This is a genomic window from Variovorax sp. PBS-H4 (assembly GCF_901827205.1).
Classification (GTDB): domain Bacteria; phylum Pseudomonadota; class Gammaproteobacteria; order Burkholderiales; family Burkholderiaceae_C; genus Variovorax.
This window is the reverse complement of the sequence record NZ_LR594675.1, coordinates 1,351,386-1,367,301: the sequence shown is the minus strand read 5'-3', so window position 1 is coordinate 1,367,301 and position 15,916 is coordinate 1,351,386. Positions and strand designations below refer to the sequence as shown.

General features: G+C 66.6%; 13 protein-coding genes. 7 read left to right on the top strand and 6 right to left on the bottom strand.

Annotation, left to right across the window (positions count from 1 at the left end; all coding sequences use genetic code 11):
• The first annotated feature begins 141 nt into the window (after positions 1-141).
• The gene (gene metK / locus E5CHR_RS06400) at positions 142-1,323 is read left to right on the top strand and encodes a methionine adenosyltransferase (protein WP_162578912.1); all 1,182 of its coding nucleotides are present in this window, start codon (positions 142-144) and stop codon (positions 1,321-1,323) included.
• 21 nt (positions 1,324-1,344) lie between these two features.
• Here the strand turns inward: metK and E5CHR_RS06395 are convergent, their stop codons facing one another.
• Both E5CHR_RS06395 and E5CHR_RS06390 read right to left on the bottom strand, forming a co-directional pair.
• Positions 1,345-1,989: a phosphoribosyltransferase gene (locus E5CHR_RS06395; RefSeq protein ID WP_162578911.1), complete on the bottom strand. Its 645-nt coding sequence runs from the start codon at positions 1,987-1,989 to the stop codon at positions 1,345-1,347.
• A 28-nt stretch (positions 1,990-2,017) separates the two neighbouring features.
• Positions 2,018-4,144 carry a TonB-dependent receptor gene (locus tag E5CHR_RS06390; protein ID WP_162578910.1) on the bottom strand — a complete coding sequence of 709 codons (2,127 nt, stop codon included), beginning with the start codon at positions 4,142-4,144 and terminating at the stop codon, positions 2,018-2,020.
• 239 nt (positions 4,145-4,383) lie between these two features.
• On the opposite strand from E5CHR_RS06390, the gene E5CHR_RS06385 reads away from it, so the two are divergent.
• The 4 genes from E5CHR_RS06385 (at position 4,384) to groL (ending at position 9,867) form a co-directional block, all read left to right on the top strand.
• On the top strand, positions 4,384-5,358 hold the full coding sequence (locus tag E5CHR_RS06385; RefSeq protein WP_162578909.1) for an AraC family transcriptional regulator: 975 nt from the start codon (positions 4,384-4,386) through the stop codon (positions 5,356-5,358).
• Between the two features lie 344 nt (positions 5,359-5,702).
• Positions 5,703-7,649 carry a hypothetical protein gene (locus E5CHR_RS06380; protein ID WP_162578908.1) on the top strand — a complete coding sequence of 649 codons (1,947 nt, stop codon included), beginning with the start codon at positions 5,703-5,705 and terminating at the stop codon, positions 7,647-7,649.
• Between the two features lie 242 nt (positions 7,650-7,891).
• Positions 7,892-8,182: a co-chaperone GroES gene (groES, locus tag E5CHR_RS06375; RefSeq protein ID WP_162578907.1), complete on the top strand. Its 291-nt coding sequence runs from the start codon at positions 7,892-7,894 to the stop codon at positions 8,180-8,182.
• A 32-nt stretch (positions 8,183-8,214) separates the two neighbouring features.
• Complete coding sequence (gene groL / locus E5CHR_RS06370) at positions 8,215-9,867, top strand: chaperonin GroEL (RefSeq protein WP_162578906.1); 1,653 nt, start codon at positions 8,215-8,217, stop codon at positions 9,865-9,867.
• A gap of 78 nt (positions 9,868-9,945) precedes the next feature.
• Here the strand turns inward: groL and E5CHR_RS06365 are convergent, their stop codons facing one another.
• From E5CHR_RS06365 to tal, 3 genes are all read right to left on the bottom strand, one after another.
• Complete coding sequence (locus tag E5CHR_RS06365; RefSeq protein WP_162578905.1) at positions 9,946-10,284, bottom strand: DUF805 domain-containing protein; 339 nt, start codon at positions 10,282-10,284, stop codon at positions 9,946-9,948.
• Between the two features lie 87 nt (positions 10,285-10,371).
• The gene (pgi, locus tag E5CHR_RS06360; protein WP_162578904.1) at positions 10,372-11,925 is read right to left on the bottom strand and encodes a glucose-6-phosphate isomerase; all 1,554 of its coding nucleotides are present in this window, start codon (positions 11,923-11,925) and stop codon (positions 10,372-10,374) included.
• Positions 11,922-12,875, bottom strand: a complete 954-nt coding sequence (gene tal / locus E5CHR_RS06355; RefSeq protein ID WP_162578903.1) for a transaldolase — start codon at positions 12,873-12,875, stop codon at positions 11,922-11,924. The genes pgi and tal overlap by 4 nt, the downstream gene beginning before the upstream one ends.
• A gap of 108 nt (positions 12,876-12,983) precedes the next feature.
• Here tal and E5CHR_RS06350 point away from each other — a divergent pair, with 108 nt between their 5' ends.
• Positions 12,984-13,658, top strand: a complete 675-nt coding sequence (locus E5CHR_RS06350; protein WP_162578902.1) for a lipocalin family protein — start codon at positions 12,984-12,986, stop codon at positions 13,656-13,658.
• On the opposite strand, the gene E5CHR_RS06345 is transcribed toward E5CHR_RS06350, so the two are convergent.
• A complete protein-coding gene (locus tag E5CHR_RS06345) occupies positions 13,604-14,269 on the bottom strand; it encodes an HAD-IA family hydrolase (protein ID WP_162578901.1) in 666 nt (221 codons plus the stop codon). The two genes, E5CHR_RS06350 and E5CHR_RS06345, sit on opposite strands and share 55 nt — an antisense overlap.
• 138 nt (positions 14,270-14,407) lie before the next feature.
• Here E5CHR_RS06345 and zwf point away from each other — a divergent pair, with 138 nt between their 5' ends.
• On the top strand, positions 14,408-15,883 hold the full coding sequence (gene zwf, locus E5CHR_RS06340; RefSeq protein WP_162578900.1) for a glucose-6-phosphate dehydrogenase: 1,476 nt from the start codon (positions 14,408-14,410) through the stop codon (positions 15,881-15,883).
• Positions 15,884-15,916: the final 33 nt, after the last annotated feature.

Below are 15,916 nucleotides of genomic sequence, written 5' to 3'. Positions count from 1 at the left end.
CGCGCGGCTCGATACAATCGAAATTGTCGCTGAGTTATGGAACTACTTGCAGGGCGACGTTAAACATCACTGCTAAAGCGTTCGCCACACTCCAAACCGGATTGGCAACGCGCCAATTCAACTGCTTGGAGCTTCATCGACATGGCGAACGACTTTCTCTTCACTTCAGAATCGGTTTCCGAGGGCCATCCCGACAAGGTCGCGGACCAGATCTCGGATGCCATCCTCGACGCGATCTACGCCCAGGACCCGCGCAGCCGCGTGGCCGCCGAGACGCTGACCAACACCGGCCTGGTGGTGCTCGCCGGCGAGATCACCACCAACGCCCACGTCGACTACATCCAGGTCGCGCGCGATACCATCAAGCGCATCGGTTACGACAACACCGACTACGGCATCGACTACAAGGGCTGTGCGGTGATGGTCTGCTACGACAAGCAGTCCAACGACATCGCTCAGGGCGTGGACCACGCGAGCGACGATCACCTCAACACCGGCGCCGGCGACCAGGGCCTGATGTTCGGCTACGCCTGCGACGAGACGCCCGAGCTGATGCCCGCGCCGATCTACTACGCCCACCGCCTGGTGGAGCGGCAGGCCCAGTTGCGCAAGGACGGCCGCCTGCCCTTCCTGCGCCCCGACGCCAAGAGCCAGGTCACGATGCGCTACGTCGACGGCAAGCCGCACAGCATCGACACGGTCGTGCTCTCCACGCAGCACCATCCGGACCAGAGCGAGACGCCGACCAAGATGAAGGCCTCGTTCAACGAAGCCATCATCGAGGAGATCATCAAGCCGGTCCTGCCCAAGGAGTGGCTGAAGGACACCAAGTACCTGATCAACCCGACCGGCCGCTTCGTCATCGGAGGCCCGCAGGGCGACTGCGGCTTGACGGGCCGCAAGATCATCGTCGACACCTATGGCGGCGCCTGCCCGCACGGCGGCGGTGCCTTTTCGGGCAAGGACCCGAGCAAGGTGGACCGCTCGGCCGCCTATGCGGCACGCTACGTGGCCAAGAACATCGTGGCCGCGGGCCTGGCGCGCCAGTGCCAGATCCAGGTCGCCTACGCGATCGGCGTGGCGCGCCCGATGAACGTGACCGTCTACACCGAAGGCACCGGCGTGATCCCCGACGAGAAGCTCGCGGAGCTGGTGCAGGAGCATTTCGACCTGCGTCCCAAGGGCATCATCCAGATGCTCGACCTGCTGCGCCCGATCTACGGCAAGACGGCGGCCTATGGCCACTTCGGCCGCGAAGAGCCCGAGTTCACCTGGGAAGATACGAGCAAGGCAGCGGCGCTGCGAGCCGCCGCAGGACGCTGAGTTGCAGGGCGTCTGGCAGCGTCAGGCGCCCTGCCCTTGCAGCAGCCGGCGCACCTCGTCGTCCCCGGTCTGCTCGAAGTCCTCGTACCAGATGCCGACCGCGCGGAAGGGCTCCGGCACGTGGACGCAGACCACCTCGTCCGCCACGGTCTCGAGCAACTGCACGGCCTCCCTCGAAGCCACGGGCGCCGCCGCCACGATGCGCCGCGGCCGCATCGCACGCACCGCGAGCACTGCCGCATGCATGCTGGCGCCGGTGGCGAGACCGTCGTCGACCAGGATCGCGACGCGCCCGGCAAGCGCCAGCGGAGCGCGCTCGCCGCGGTAGAGGCGCTCGCGGCGCGCCAGCTCGGCCTGCTCGCGTTCGACCACCTTCTCGACCTCGGCATCTTCCACCGGCCACAGGCGCGGGATATCGGACATCACGCGCACGCCGCCGGGCCCGATCGCGCCCATCGCGAGCTCCTCCTGGCCCGGGAAGCCGAGCTTGCGCACCACGAGCACGTCGAGCGATGCCTGCAGGGCCGGAGCGACTTCCCAGGCCACGGGCACCCCGCCGCGCGGCAGCGCCAGCACCACCACCTCGGACTGGCCGCGCCACTGGGCCAGCGCTCTCGCGAGCACGCGGCCCGCATCGTGTCGATCCCTGAATTCCATCTGCGCCATCTGCACTCCTCGTCGTGGCAGCCGGAATTCAGAAACGATACGCCGCTCCCATGCCGAGCGTCCAGTTTCGTCCCGGGGCGGGCTCGAAGTAGCGCGGCGCAATCGGTGTGGCTTCGTTGACGATCACCGAGCCGATATAGCGGCGGTCGAACAGGTTGTCCACGCGCAGAAAGGCGTTGAGGTCCCAGCGCGACCAGCGCTTGACGTAGCCCACGTACACCGCCGCCAGCGCATAGCCCGGCGCGCCGGCGGTGTTGCGGTCGTTCGCCTCGATGGCGCCCAGCGCACGCAGCTCGGCGCCGGCGCGCCAGCCCTCGGGCGGCACCCAGCCGAAGGATGCAAAAAGCGCGTGCTCGGCAATGCCTGGAATGCGGTTGCCGGCGGGCACGGTGCTTGCGGCGCTGCAGGGCGAAGGCGAGCAGAAGCCATCGCGGTAGCGTGCGTCGAGCCAGGTGTAGGCCAGCTGCGTGCGCCAGTGGTCCAAGGTCTCGTGCTGCCAGGCAAGTTCGAAGCCGTCGCGCCTGGTGCGCCCCGCATTCTGGAAGGTGGCGCGGCCGCTGACGTTGGTGTTGGTCACGATCTCGTCGCGGGTGCGGGTCTGGAACAGGGCCGCGGTCAGCAGCCCGCCTGCGAGGCGCGCCTTGGCCCCGGCCTCGATGCTGGTGTTGACCGAAGGCTGCAGCCCGAAGTTGAGCCCGCCGACGCCGTCGGCACGATAGGACAGCTCGTTGAGCGTCGGCGTCTCGAAGCCACGGCCGGCCGAAGCGTAGAGTGCCAGGTCGGGCGTAGCCTGGTAGCGCAACGAGGCCACCGGCAGCGTTTTGCCGTAGCGCGCGCTGCCGCTGTCGTCGCCGTTCGGGCCGACGATGTAGAGGTCGTGGGAGGAGAAGCGCACATTGCTGCGGCGCACGCCAGCTTCCAACGTCCAGCGGTCGGTGAAGCGCCAGTTGCCCTGGACATAAGGATCGAGGTTGCGAACCTCGTTGCGTTCGTCGCGGCGCAGCCTGCCCTGTACGCCGAGCGCCAACGGAGCTGTCGCCCGTCCGAAAAAGTTCTCGAAGCCGCGGCGCTGCTCCCGCAGCTTGTCGTAGGCCAGGCCGGCGACCAGGTCGAAGGGCCGATCGGCCAGTTGCAGGTTGGCGCTCCAACGCAGGTCCATGCCGCCGTAGTCGCGTGCCAGGTCGATCACGCCGCCGGCATGCAGCGGATTCAGCTGCGCCGAAGCCGGGATCGACTGAAACTGCACGGTGCTGCGCTGTCCGCCGTAGACCATCAGGCGCAACGCGTTGCGCGCATCGATGCGGCGCTCGTACGTGAGGCCCAGCTGTTGCTGGTCCGCCGTCTTGCGGGTGTCGAACTGCGTTGCCAGGCCGGCGCTGCGCGGGTCGAGCGCGTACTGCCCGGCCGACAGGCCCAGCGGGTCCTGGGCGTAGACATGGACGCTGTTGAAGACCAACGTGAGTTTGCTGCCGTCGTCCAGGTGAAAGCGCAGCTTGCCGTTCTGGATCTCGCGGTCCGCCGCGCTGTGTTCGCGCCAGCCGTCGGTATGAAAGCGGCTCGCACTCAGCGTGTAGTCGACGGCGTCGGTCGAACCGCTGAGCTTGCTGCCGGTGCGCCAGGTACCAAAGCTGCCGCCGGCCACCGAGAAGTCCAACGTGGGCGACCCCTCCCCTTCCTCGGTGAAGGCCTGCACCACACCGCCCGACGAATTGCCGTAAAGCGCCGAGAAAGGCCCGCGCAGGATTTCAACGCGGGCGGCGGAGCCGATGTCGATGTTGGAGGTCTGGCCCTGGCCGTCCGGCAGCGTGGCCGGGATGCCGTCCACGTAGATGCGCACGCCGCGCACGCCGAAGGTGGAGCGCGCGCCGAAGCCGCGGATGGACAGCTGCAGGTCCTGCGCGTAGTTCTGGCGATTCAGAAGCTGCAGCCCAGGCACCGGGCCGAGGCTTTCGGAAAGGTTGGCACCCAGCCGCCCTTCGCGCATCTCGCTGCCTTCGACCCGGTCGACCGAGCCGGGCACGTCGAAAGGCCTGATCTCGCCGCGCGGAGTCGACACGGTGATCTCCCGCAGCATGGGCGCGGGCGGAGCGTCTTGGGCCTGTGCGACGCAGCAGCCGGCAGCGGCGAAGGCGGCCGTGACGAGGCGGAATTTCATCGCGGCCATTCTGCGGCCAATCGCGAAGGGGTACAGACAAAGGTGCGCTCGCTATCCAACCGTGCGACGCCTGCTGCCTCGTCGCAAGTTTGCCGAGTGCGTCCCGACCACAACTGGTCGCGATCAGGCGCCGGCCCGGAGGCTGAGTGCGCGCGGTACCCTGCGCGACCTGGATAACATTCGCTGGAGCCGCCAGCCGCAGCGGCGCCGCTACGCCATCCGCCCCTGGACGCCCCGCAATGCCTTTGTTGCCTTCCGGCCCCCGTCGCCCGCCGCGCGACCGCACCGCGCGCTCGCCGCAGACCCTCGAGGCCATCGCCGATGCCATGGCTTTTACGCCATTGCTTCATTTCCACTTCGGTTTCGGCGAGGACTTCGCACTCGATGTCGACAGCAACGCCCGGGCGCCGCTCTACGTGGCGTGCGGCGCCACTGCCTACCTTCGCTACGGTGACCACGAGCCCATCGAGATGCGGCACGGGGACGTCGCCTTGCTGCCGCACGGTGGGCAGCACCGCGTGTTCACAAGGGCCGACGCGGCCGTGCTGTCGCTGGAGGATGTCTTCGCACGCGAGCGGCTGCGGCGCGGCCACGCCTACGCGATGGCCATCGACGGCAACGACAGCGTCTGGAGCGGCAGCTTCTTCTGGGCGCGCGATTTCCTTTCTCATGCGGTGATGGCCGCCCTTCCGCCCGTGCTGCATCTGCGCGGCGACGGCGGCGCGCAGGAGTGGCTACAGCCCCTGGTGGCAGTCATGCGCTGGATGTCCGACTTGCGCCGGGGTGCGGGCGTCGGAATGGCGGAAGCATCCAACGTGCTGATCCGGCACATGGTGCTCGCGCACCTGCGCGGCGAGGCTGGATCGACATCGCCCGCGACTTCCGGCCCGCTGCGCGACGAGCGCGTGCTGAAGGCGGTGCGCGCGATCCATACGCATCCGCAGGACCCCTGGACCGTCGAATCGCTGGCGGCGTCCTGCCATATGGGCAGGACCGCCTTCGCGACCCGCTTCCAACAGCAGACGGGCGAGACCCCCATGCGCTATCTCGCACGATGGCGGGTGCACCTGGCCGCACGGCTCCTTCGCGACAAGCGGCTGACGCTGGACCAGGCGGCCGCGCGCGTGGGCTATTCCACCGGCCCGGTCCTGGCGCGCGCCTACAAGCGCATCTTCGGCTTCGCACCCGGCGATTCCGGCCGCCCCGACCGCTAAGGGGCTCCGCTGCCCGTGCCAGGACGCCGGAAATGGGAGCCCGGCGTTCGAGCGTGAGGGCGGTGCGGCCTCAGGGAACGGATCCGAACATAAGCTGCGCGGCTTTCGCGATGCAGTCGCGTCGCATTGTTCATTTCAGGTGAAGCCGCATGCTTTTTTTGTTGCCAGCATTTCTGTACCGCGCCCTGGGAGGCCATTGCCGCCGATGGGTTCTTTGCCTTCTTGCAAGCACTCCGTTGTTCCTGCTTGCCGCGTGCGGCGGCGGGGGAGGCGGTAGCGGGGGCATGCTCCCACTGGGGGGAGGAGGCGACGCGACCGGCGGTCCTTCGGCTGGGTCGCTCGTGATGACGGCCGACGAACGCGCCGCCTCCACGTCGCGCGTGGCCGAAAAGTACGAAGCCCTGCTGGAGGCCAAGGTCGCCGATCCCTGGGGCGACCTGAAAGCCTATGTGCTGGCGCAGCCGGAGTTCGTCGAAGCCGAGCTCGGGAAGGAATCCCTGTGGGCGCGCTTCAGGGACGGGCGGCAGTTCCTGTTCACCGACAACCTCAAGCCGCTCGCGCGTCCGCTGTCTGCCGAATCGCTGCAGCGCATGGAACGCCCGGGCGATGCTCTCCAGCAGAAGGGGGCATCGGGCAACGGCAAGCCGGAAGTGCCCGCCAGCGGCATCGCAGTGTTCCTTTCCGCCGACGACCAGGGCAACTTCGCCTACGCAAAGGCCGCCCAGGCCAGGATCGCGGAAATGCTCAAGGATCGCGGATGGACGATCGCGCCGCAGAAGGACCTGACGATCGATACGCTGATGTCGCTGTCGACGACAAAGATGGGCATCCTGCACCTGACGGCGCACTCGGCCCTGATCGGGCCGACCGGGGTGCGCCAGTTCGGCGTGATCACCGAGACGCTGACCACCGACGAACTCGATGCAAGGTACAAGGCCGAGCTCGACAGCGGCGAAATCATCTACCACCGCAATCGGGCACGGCTCAAGGAGATGCTGCTCGGCCAACAGCGTCCGCGCTACGGCATCACCGAGGCGTTCGTGCGCAACCGTCTCAAGTTCTCGGAAAATTCCCTGGTGGTGATGGTTTCGTGCGAGAGCGGAACACCGGACGCCGCAGGGTTCCGGCAAGGGCTCACCGACGCTGGCGCCGGCACGATCATCGCGTGGGATGGCTCTTCCAACGACATCGGCCACGTGGCCATGAAGATCATGTTCGACCGCCTGACCGCCGCCAACAAGTTCGACGCCAAGGACCCGGCCAACCGGGCGTTCGACATGGAGGCGGTCTGGGACTACCTCGGCAAGCGGGGCTTCGAGCAGGATGGCTACGTCTACACGAACAACTTGCTCGTCACGCCCGACGCCGAAGGCAAAGGACAGGCTCCGGCTTTCGTCAAGCGCTTCGGGAACGGCTTCGACCTGACCAATCCGGTGATCACGGACCTGGAGACGCGCTGGAAGGACATCATGGTTGTCCATGGAAACTTCGGCACCAAAACGGGAACGGTGACGGTGGGCGGCACGCCCGTCCAGGTCAGCGCCTGGAGCGATGATCGCATCGAGGTCAACCTGCCGACGGCGGACAACGACCCGCCGGGGTCGATGGGCGACGTGGTGGTGACTGCCCGTGACCGCACCAGCAACCGGCGCGTGCTCACGTCGTGGCGGGGTTCGGTCGAGTACACCTTCGAGACGCTTCCGATCCCGGGCAGCACCGGCTTGCTGACCAGCGTCCTCAACCTCGACCTGCACGTGCGCGGCGATGCGCACGAGCTGCGCACCGAGGTCGATGGCAGCCTGGGCCGGAGCGTGCGCCTGTTCGTACCGGCGTCGGACACGAAAGCGAGCTACAAGTCCTCGGGCACCAACTCGTCCGGCCTGTTCACCAGGACCTGGAGCGGCAGCGGAACGCTGCCGTACACCGGCTTCGGCTTCGACGGCAATTCGCTGTCGCTGCACGGCTCCATCGACGCCATCGGCCGCCTGTTCAAGCTCAGCCCTGCCGTGGTGGGACAAGACCTCCTGAAAGTGAAGACCACTTCCATCTCCGAGACGAAGGAGACGACGACTTTCCTGCCGTTCCATACCGACGCGCTGGGCTTCACGAATGCCTTTGGCGGCGACACCGCTTCCTACGGCACGTTGTTCACGCTCGACTACCTCGGCAACGTCCCCGCTTACGACAAGCGGCTCGCGGTCCCGACACTGCCGCCCGACAGTGCCTGGATGCGCGTCAAGACCTCCGGGATGACGGCCTCGCCCGCCTTTGATGGCACCGTGGGTCGATAGCGCGTGCCGCTCGCCCCGGGGCGCGCCTGGCCGCAGTCCCGGTAGCGCAGGCGCATCGACCGCTGCACGGTCCGCCTCGCGCCGGACCGGAATGCACACAGTGACCTTGAAAGCCTCAGATTTGCGCTTATCATTAGCACTCGCTGAAGAGGAGTGCTAACAACACCCGCTTCCAGTGGCCAGGCAGACGGCCCCCAGCCGCCACCTAAAAACCGAACCCGTTTTCTTATCCAGGAGATGCAATGAAACTTCGTCCTTTGAACGATCGCGTGATCGTCAAGCGCATTGAAAGCGAAACCAAGACCGCCTCGGGCATCGTGATCCCCGACAACGCCGCCGAGAAGCCCGACCAGGGCGAAGTCCTGGCTGTGGGACCTGGCAAGCAGAACGACAAGGGCGATTTGATCGCCCTGAACATCAAGGTGGGCGACCGCGTGCTGTTCGGCAAGTACAGCGGCCAGACCGTCAAGGTCGAGGGCGACGAGCTGCTGGTCATGAAGGAAGACGACCTGTTCGCGGTCGTCGAGAAGTAAGTCAACCCTTTTTCTGAATTCGGAGAAAACTCATGGCAGCAAAAGACGTAGTCTTCGGCGGCGAAGCCCGCGCACGCATGGTCGAAGGCGTGAATATCCTGGCCAACGCGGTCAAGGTGACCCTGGGCCCCAAGGGTCGCAACGTGGTGCTCGAGCGCTCCTTCGGCGCTCCCACCGTGACCAAGGACGGTGTGTCGGTCGCCAAGGAAATCGAGCTCAAGGACAAACTCCAGAACATGGGCGCGATGCTCGTGAAGGAAGTGGCCTCCAAGACCTCGGACAACGCCGGTGACGGCACCACCACCGCGACCGTGCTGGCCCAGGCCATCGTGCGCGAAGGCTTCAAGTACGTGGCCGCGGGCATGAACCCGATGGATCTGAAGCGCGGCATCGACAAGGCGGTCACCGCTCTCGTCGAAGAGCTCAAGAAGGCATCGAAGGCCACCACCACCTCGAAGGAAATCGCCCAGGTCGGCTCGATCTCGGCCAACAGCGACGAGACCATCGGCAAGATCATCGCGGACGCGATGGACAAGGTCGGCAAGGAAGGCGTGATCACCGTCGAGGACGGCAAGTCGCTGGACAGCGAGCTGGAAGTCGTCGAAGGCATGCAGTTCGACCGCGGCTACCTGTCGCCCTACTTCATCAACAACCCCGACAAGCAAAGCGCGATCCTCGAGAACCCGTTCGTGCTGCTGTTCGACAAGAAGATCAGCAACATCCGCGACCTGCTGCCGACGCTGGAGCAAGTCGCCAAGGCTGGCCGTCCGTTGCTGATCATTGCCGAGGAAGTTGAAGGCGAAGCCCTCGCGACGCTGGTGGTGAACACCATCCGCGGCATCCTGAAGGTCGTGGCCGTCAAGGCGCCTGGCTTCGGCGACCGCCGCAAGGCCATGCTGGAAGACATCGCCATCCTGACGGGCGGCAAGGTCATCGCCGAAGAAGTGGGCCTGACGCTCGAGAAGGTGACGCTGGCTGACCTCGGCCAGGCCAAGCGCATCGAAGTGGGCAAGGAAAACACCATCATCATCGACGGTGCAGGCGCCGGTGCCGACATCGAAGCCCGCGTGAAGCAGATCCGCGTGCAGATCGAGGAAGCCACCAGCGACTACGACCGCGAGAAGCTGCAAGAGCGCGTGGCCAAGCTGGCCGGCGGTGTGGCGGTGATCAAGGTGGGCGCTGCCACCGAAGTCGAGATGAAGGAAAAGAAGGCCCGCGTCGAAGACGCCCTGCACGCCACCCGCGCTGCAGTGGAAGAAGGCGTCGTGGCTGGCGGCGGCGTGGCGCTGCTGCGCGCCAAGCAGGCCGTGGGCGACAAGCTCAAGGGCGACAACGCTGATCAAGACGCCGGTATCCGCCTGGTGCTCAAGGCCATCGAAGCGCCGCTGCGCGAGATCGTGTTCAATGCCGGCGGCGAAGCCAGCGTGGTGGTGAATTCGGTGCTGGCCGGCAAGGGCAACTACGGCTTCAATGCGCAGAACGACACCTACGGCGACATGCTCGAGATGGGCATCCTGGACCCGACCAAGGTGACCCGTACCGCGCTTCAGAACGCCGCTTCCGTCTCTGCCCTGCTGCTGACGACCGAAGCCATGATCGCCGAAGCGCCGAAGGACGACGCACCTGCCGGCGGCGGCATGCCCGATATGGGCGGCATGGGTGGCATGGGCGGCATGGGCATGTAAGACAGCCCCGCGCTTCAGCCAACGAAAAACCCCCGCGGCGCGAGCCGCGGGGGTTTTTTAGTTCGGGGCGCTGAAGGCTCAGGCGACGGCGAGAGGCGGCGCACCGTATTCATTGCTCTCGGGCGCGCTCGGCTGCACGGCGAAGTACAGGAGCACCAGGTTCACCAGCGGAATCAACCCCAGCAGCAGCCACCAGCCGCTCTTGCCGATGTCGTGCAGGCGGCGCGCGCCGGCCGCCAGCATCGGCAGCAGGAAGGCCAGGACCACGACGCCATAGACCACCTGGTGGATGAAGCCGGCGACGATCGCGATGATCACGTAGGCAAGGACGAACCACCAGTACTCGGACCGCGAAGCGCGTCCGCTGAAGTCCACGTATTTGCTGAAGCAGGTCTTGACGGCTTCTTGAAAATTCATCGAACAGCTCCTCTTGATAGTTCCCACGGGAAAACTCCCGCGGCCATCATAAAGGGCGGTTCGCCGGCTTTGATGACTCGGCGCCGGCTACCGCAGCCGTGCCAGCAAGCCGGCTGTCGAGGCATCGAGACCCGCCGTGTCGCCCGAGGCGAGGCGCGGCTCGATGTCCTTGGCGAGCACCTTGCCGAGTTCCACGCCCCATTGGTCGAAGCTGTTGATGCCCCACAGCGCACCGCTGGTGAACACGCGGTGCTCGTACATCGCAAGGAAGGCGCCCAGCGCCTCTGGGGTCAACTGGTCGAAGACGAAGAAGCTGCTCGGCCGGTTGCCGGGAAAATTGCGGTGCCCGCCGGCGTCCTGCTTGCCCACCATCAGCGCCTGGGCCTGCGCAAGCGCATTGGCCAGCAGCTTGGGATGGTGGCCTTCCAGCTCATGCGCCGGCTCGCGCACGGCGATGAACTCCAATGGGACCACGTCCGTGCCCTGGTGCAGCATCTGGAAATAAGCGTGCTGTCCGTTGGTGCCGGGCTCGCCCCACAGCACCGGCGAAGTGCCGAAGGGCAGCGCGGCGCCGCTCGCGTCGACCTGCTTGCCGTTGCTTTCCATCTCGAGCTGCTGCAGGTAGGCAGGCAGGCGCTGCAGGGCGCTGTGGTAGGGCGCAATGCTGCGGCTGGTGAAGCGGTGGAAGTTGCGATACCAGACATCGAGGAGCGCGAGGCGCACCGGCAGGTTCTGCGCCAGCGGCGCGCTGCGGAAATGCTCGTCCATCGCGTGCGCCCCGGCGAGCAGCCGTCGGAAGCCCTCGGCGCCGATGGCCAGCGCGATCGGCAAGCCGATGGAGGACCACAGCGAATAGCGCCCGCCCACCCAGTCCCAGAAGCCGAAGGTGGTTTCGATGCCGAAGTCACGCGCGGCCTCGACGTTGGTGGTGAGCGCGGCAAAGTGGTGGGCGATGTCGGCGTTGCCCGACTGCTCGAACCAGCGCTTGGCCGAATGCGCGTTGGCCATGGTCTCGGCCGTGGTGAAGGTCTTGGAGGCGATCAGGAACAGCGTGTGCTCGGGCGCGAGGCCGCGCAGCACGCCGGCCAGTTCGTGGCCATCGACATTCGAGACAAAGTGGAAGCGCTTGCCAGGCGCCACGTAGGCGTCGAGTGCGCGCACAGCCATCTGCGGCCCGAGGTCCGAGCCGCCGATGCCGATGTTGACCACGTCGGTGATGGTGTGGTCGGTGCGCACCTGCTCGGCATACGCCAGCATGGCGTCGAGCGTGGCGTGCACCTGCGCCAGCTTGCCCGCCAGCGCGGGAGGCACGGCCATCGAGGCCGGCGCCCGCAGCAGCGTATGGAGCACGGCGCGGTCTTCGGTCGCATTGATGTGCTCACCGGCGAACATGGCATCGCGATGTGCCTCGACACCCGCCTCGCTGGCCAGCGCCAGCAGCAGGGTTTCTGTCTTCGCATCGATCAGGTTCTTGGACAGATCGGCGAAGAGGTGCGGTGCCGGCTGGCTGAAGGCGTCGAAGCGCCGCGGATCGGCGGCAAACGCCTGGCGGAGATCGAAATCGCGGCCGGCAGCGTCGTAGTGCGCCTGAAGGCGGCCCCAGGCCGAAGTACGGTCGCAACGTGTGCGGGTACGGGTCATTCGGCGGTCTCCATCAGCTTCTCCAGCTTCACCGCGTCGGCCGCGAAGGCGCGGATGCCCTCGGCCAGCTTCTCGGTGGCCATGGCGTCCTCATTGAGGGCGAAGCGGAAGGCCGGCTCGTCCAGCACCAGTTGCGGGATGTCCAGCGCCTGCGCAGCATCCGCGTCCAGCGCATGCGCCAGTGGTTCATTGCTGGCGGCGAGTTCGGCCAGCAGCTCGGGGCTGATGGTCAGCAGGTCGCAGCCCGCGAGCGCGGCGATCTGGCCTACGTTGCGGAAGCTGGCGCCCATCACCTCGGTCCTGATGCCGTGCTTCTTGTAGTACTCGAAGATCTGGCGCACCGACCTGACGCCGGGGTCGTCGGCGCCGGACCTGGCTGCTTCATCCCAGGCTGTCCCGGCTGCCTTCTTGTGCCAGTCGTAGATACGCCCGACGAAGGGCGAGATCAGCTGCACGCCCGCGGCGCCGCAAGCCACCGCTTGCGCAAACGAGAACAGAAGGGTGAGATTGGTGTGGATGCCTTTGCGCTCCAGCTGGCGCGCCGCCTCGATGCCTTCCCAGGTGGCAGCAATCTTGATCAGCAGGCGCTTTTCGGTGTCGATGTCCTCGGCCCGATAGAGGGCGACGATGCGCTCCGCCCGCGCCACCGTGGCGGCAGTATCGAAGCTCAGCCGCGCATCGACCTCGGTGGAGACACGGCCTGGAATGAGCGAGAGGATCTCGGTGCCGAAGCGCACCAGCAGGCGGTCGATGACCTCGTCGGTCGCGAGATGGCCGTGCTTCTTGACGGCCTCGTCGAGCAGGGGCCGATACTCGGCCTTCTGCACCGCCTTGAGGATGAGCGAAGGATTGGTGGTTGCATCCTGGGGCTTGAACTGGGCCAACTGGCGGAAGTCGCCGGTATCGGCTACCACGGTCGTCCACTGTCGGAGGGCATCGAGTTGGTTCATGCGGGCATTATCCCGCCGCACAACTACAGTTCGTGTGGTCCCCGGCTGACGGAGCGGGGCCAGGGGCAGGACTACCGTCGGTCCCTTGACCGACTCGAAGGAATGCTCATGTTCTCTCGCCGCCAACAGTCCGTTGCGCCGCAGCGCGTCGTCTTCGACGACCGTGTGCACAGCGCGTCCATCGGCACTCTGGCCACGGCCTTCTGCGTCGGCGGGGCGCTGACGCTGCTGGCATTCACGACCGCCCGCGCATCGCGTAACGCGCGTCTTGCAGGCCCCGCCGATGGCGCACCCTTGATGCGCGCGCCGTTGCAGGTGGTCGCCCCGGTGGACCTGCAACGCTATGTGGGACTGTGGCACGAGCAGGCGCGCCTGCCCAATCGCTTCGAGAAGCGCTGCGCTGGTGATGTCACGGCCGAATACACGCTGCTGGAAGACGGCAAGCTGCAGGTGCTCAACCGCTGCATGCTGTCGGATGGAAGTGTCGACGAATCGATCGGGATCGCGCGCATTGCCCCGGTCACCGGGCAGCCCGGCGCCGGCCGGCTCGAGGTCAGCTTTGCGCCCGACTGGATGCGCTGGCTCCCCTTCGCCTGGGGCGACTACTGGATCCTCAAGCTCGACCGGGACTACCAGGTGGCCCTGGTCGGCACGCCGGACCGCAAGTACCTGTGGGTCCTGTCGCGCGCACCGCGGCTGGACGATGCAACGCTGCAGGCCGAACTCGACTACGCGCGCTCGCTGGGCTTCGAGGTCGACAGGATCGAGCGCTCTGGCAGATAAGGTGCCAGCTGCGACGGCAGCGCGGTCGGCGCCTCGCAGTGGATGGCCTCCCAGCCAAGTGCACGTGCTGCCGCCACGTTGGCCGCAGAGTCGTCGATGAACACCGTGTCGGGCGCCTTCAGCCCGTAGCGCGCGGCGAGCAGTTCGTAGATCTCGGGCTCGGGCTTGAGGAGGCGCACGTCGCCCGAAAAAATGCCACCGTCGAACCAGCCAAAGAAATCATGGCGCTGCTCCAGCACGCGCGCGTAGGGCGCCGGCATGTTGGAGAGGTAGTAGAGCCGCAGTGCCTCCCCGGCATCGCGGCGCGCACGCAACGAGGCGAGCAGTTCGATGGTGACGTCGATGGGTTCCAGGCGCTCGCCCATCGGCGCCAGCGTCGTGCTGAGCCGCTCCGCGGGCAGCGAAAGACGCAGCGCCATGCGCCCGATGGCATCTTCCAGGCTGTGCGTGCCGCGGTCGAAGCCCAGCCAATCCTCGTGGTGAAACATTTCGCGCGCCAGAGCATGCGCGGCCTGCGCGGTGGGCGTGTGCGGCGCGATGACCGCATGCACCAGCGACACCGGCTCCCAGCTCAACAGCACCGCGCCCAGATCGAACACAACGTTCTTCATGGCTGCTCGTTCATTAGAAAAGGGCCCCGCAGGGCCGCCCCCGAAGCTTAAGCGAAGTGGCTGTCGGGACAGCCTCCGTTACCATTCGGCGGCGGGGCTTCGCGTGCCGAGCATCACCACGACCACACGGATTTATCAATGAGTTTCGACCTTGTCCTTTTCGGCGGTACCGGCGACCTCACCTGGCGCAAGCTGATGCCGGCGCTGTTCCAGGCCTTTCGTCACGGCAGCCTGCCCGAGGGCGGCCGCATCATCGGGGTGGCGCGCGACGAGCTGTCCGACGAGGGCTATCGTGAGCTGATCCAATCGCGCTTCGAGGCCGTCGAAGGCGCCAAGCGGCCGACCCCGGAGGAGTTCAAGAAGTTCGCCGCCCTGCTCCACTACCAGCGCATGGACCTGTCGCGGACCGAAGACTACGCGAAGCTCGCCGACCTGCTCAAGCAGCGCGACGCCAGCACGGTCGTGATGTACCTCGCCACCGCCCCTGCCCTCTTCACGCAGGTGGTGGAACAGATTGCCGCCGCCGGGCTCAACGGCCCGAAGACCCGCGTGGTGCTGGAGAAGCCGCTGGGGCATGACCTGGCCTCCAACCGCGCCATCAACAAGGCAGTTTGCAAGGTGCTGGCGGAGCACCAGGTGTTCCGCATCGACCATTACCTGGGCAAGCCATCGGTGCAGAACCTGTTCGCGATGCGCTTCGGCAATGCGTTGTTCGAGCCCATCTGGCGCCGTGAGCACATCGCCAACATCGAGATCACCATTGCCGAGGACCTCGGCGTCGAGAAGCGCGGTGCGTTCTACGACCAGACTGGCGCGCTGCGCGACATGGTCCAGAACCATGCGTTGCAGCTGGTCTGCGCGATCGGCATGGAGCCGCCGATCAACGCGCATGCAGACGCGATCCGCGACGAAAAGCTCAAGGTGCTGCGCGCGCTCAAGCCTTGGACGGCGGAAGCCATCGGACTGCACGCGATCCGCGGACAGTACACCGCAGGCACCGCCTACGGCGAGCGCGTGCCGGGTTACCGCGAGCAGCAGGGCGTGGACCCGGAGAGCCGCACCGAGACCTTCGTCGCGCTGCGCACCGAGATCGCCAACTGGCGTTGGGCCGGCGTGCCGATCTACGTCCGGACCGGCAAGCGGCTGGCCTCGCGCGACGCGCACATTGCAGTCAACTTCAAGCCGACGCCGCATGCGATCTTCAGAGCGCCGCAGAACGCGTTCAACAAGCTGGTGATCAACCTGCAGCCGAAGGACGGCCTGGAACTGCACATGCTCGCCCAGGCCCAGGATGGGCGCCAACGCAACGGCAACGGCCACCGCCATGCCGGGCCGCAGTTGGCGCCGGTGCAGTTGGACCTCGACTTCGACAAGCGCTTCGGTTCCGAGCGCGTGGGCGCCTACGAGCGCCTGCTGCTCGACGTGATCGACGGCCGGCTCAACCTCTTCGTGCGCAGCGACGAGCAGGAGGAAGCCTGGCGCTGGGTCGAGCCGCTGATCGACAGCTGGGCCTCGGACGGAGCGCCGCGGCCTTACGCAGCGGGAACATGGGGCCCCAGCGCATCGAGCGCGATGATCGCGCGCGATGGGTTCGCCTGGAGCGAAGAGCAGTAGATCCGCATTCTTCGCGCCATTCGTTTCCGAATG

Excerpts from the sequence above, each read along its gene's own strand:
- metK (WP_162578912.1), top strand. The coding sequence starts at position 142 with ATGGCGAACGACTTTCTCTTCACTTCAGAATCGGTTTCCGAGGGCCAT.
- E5CHR_RS06395 (WP_162578911.1), bottom strand. The coding sequence starts at position 1,989 with ATGGCGCAGATGGAATTCAGGGATCGACACGATGCGGGCCGCGTGCTC.
- E5CHR_RS06390 (WP_162578910.1), bottom strand. The coding sequence starts at position 4,144 with ATGAAATTCCGCCTCGTCACGGCCGCCTTCGCCGCTGCCGGCTGCTGC.
- E5CHR_RS06385 (WP_162578909.1), top strand. The coding sequence starts at position 4,384 with ATGCCTTTGTTGCCTTCCGGCCCCCGTCGCCCGCCGCGCGACCGCACC.
- E5CHR_RS06380 (WP_162578908.1), top strand. The coding sequence starts at position 5,703 with ATGACGGCCGACGAACGCGCCGCCTCCACGTCGCGCGTGGCCGAAAAG.
- groES (WP_162578907.1), top strand. The coding sequence starts at position 7,892 with ATGAAACTTCGTCCTTTGAACGATCGCGTGATCGTCAAGCGCATTGAA.
- groL (WP_162578906.1), top strand. The coding sequence starts at position 8,215 with ATGGCAGCAAAAGACGTAGTCTTCGGCGGCGAAGCCCGCGCACGCATG.
- E5CHR_RS06365 (WP_162578905.1), bottom strand. The coding sequence starts at position 10,284 with ATGAATTTTCAAGAAGCCGTCAAGACCTGCTTCAGCAAATACGTGGAC.
- pgi (WP_162578904.1), bottom strand. The coding sequence starts at position 11,925 with ATGACCCGTACCCGCACACGTTGCGACCGTACTTCGGCCTGGGGCCGC.
- tal (WP_162578903.1), bottom strand. The coding sequence starts at position 12,875 with ATGAACCAACTCGATGCCCTCCGACAGTGGACGACCGTGGTAGCCGAT.
- E5CHR_RS06350 (WP_162578902.1), top strand. The coding sequence starts at position 12,984 with ATGTTCTCTCGCCGCCAACAGTCCGTTGCGCCGCAGCGCGTCGTCTTC.
- E5CHR_RS06345 (WP_162578901.1), bottom strand. The coding sequence starts at position 14,269 with ATGAAGAACGTTGTGTTCGATCTGGGCGCGGTGCTGTTGAGCTGGGAG.
- zwf (WP_162578900.1), top strand. The coding sequence starts at position 14,408 with ATGAGTTTCGACCTTGTCCTTTTCGGCGGTACCGGCGACCTCACCTGG.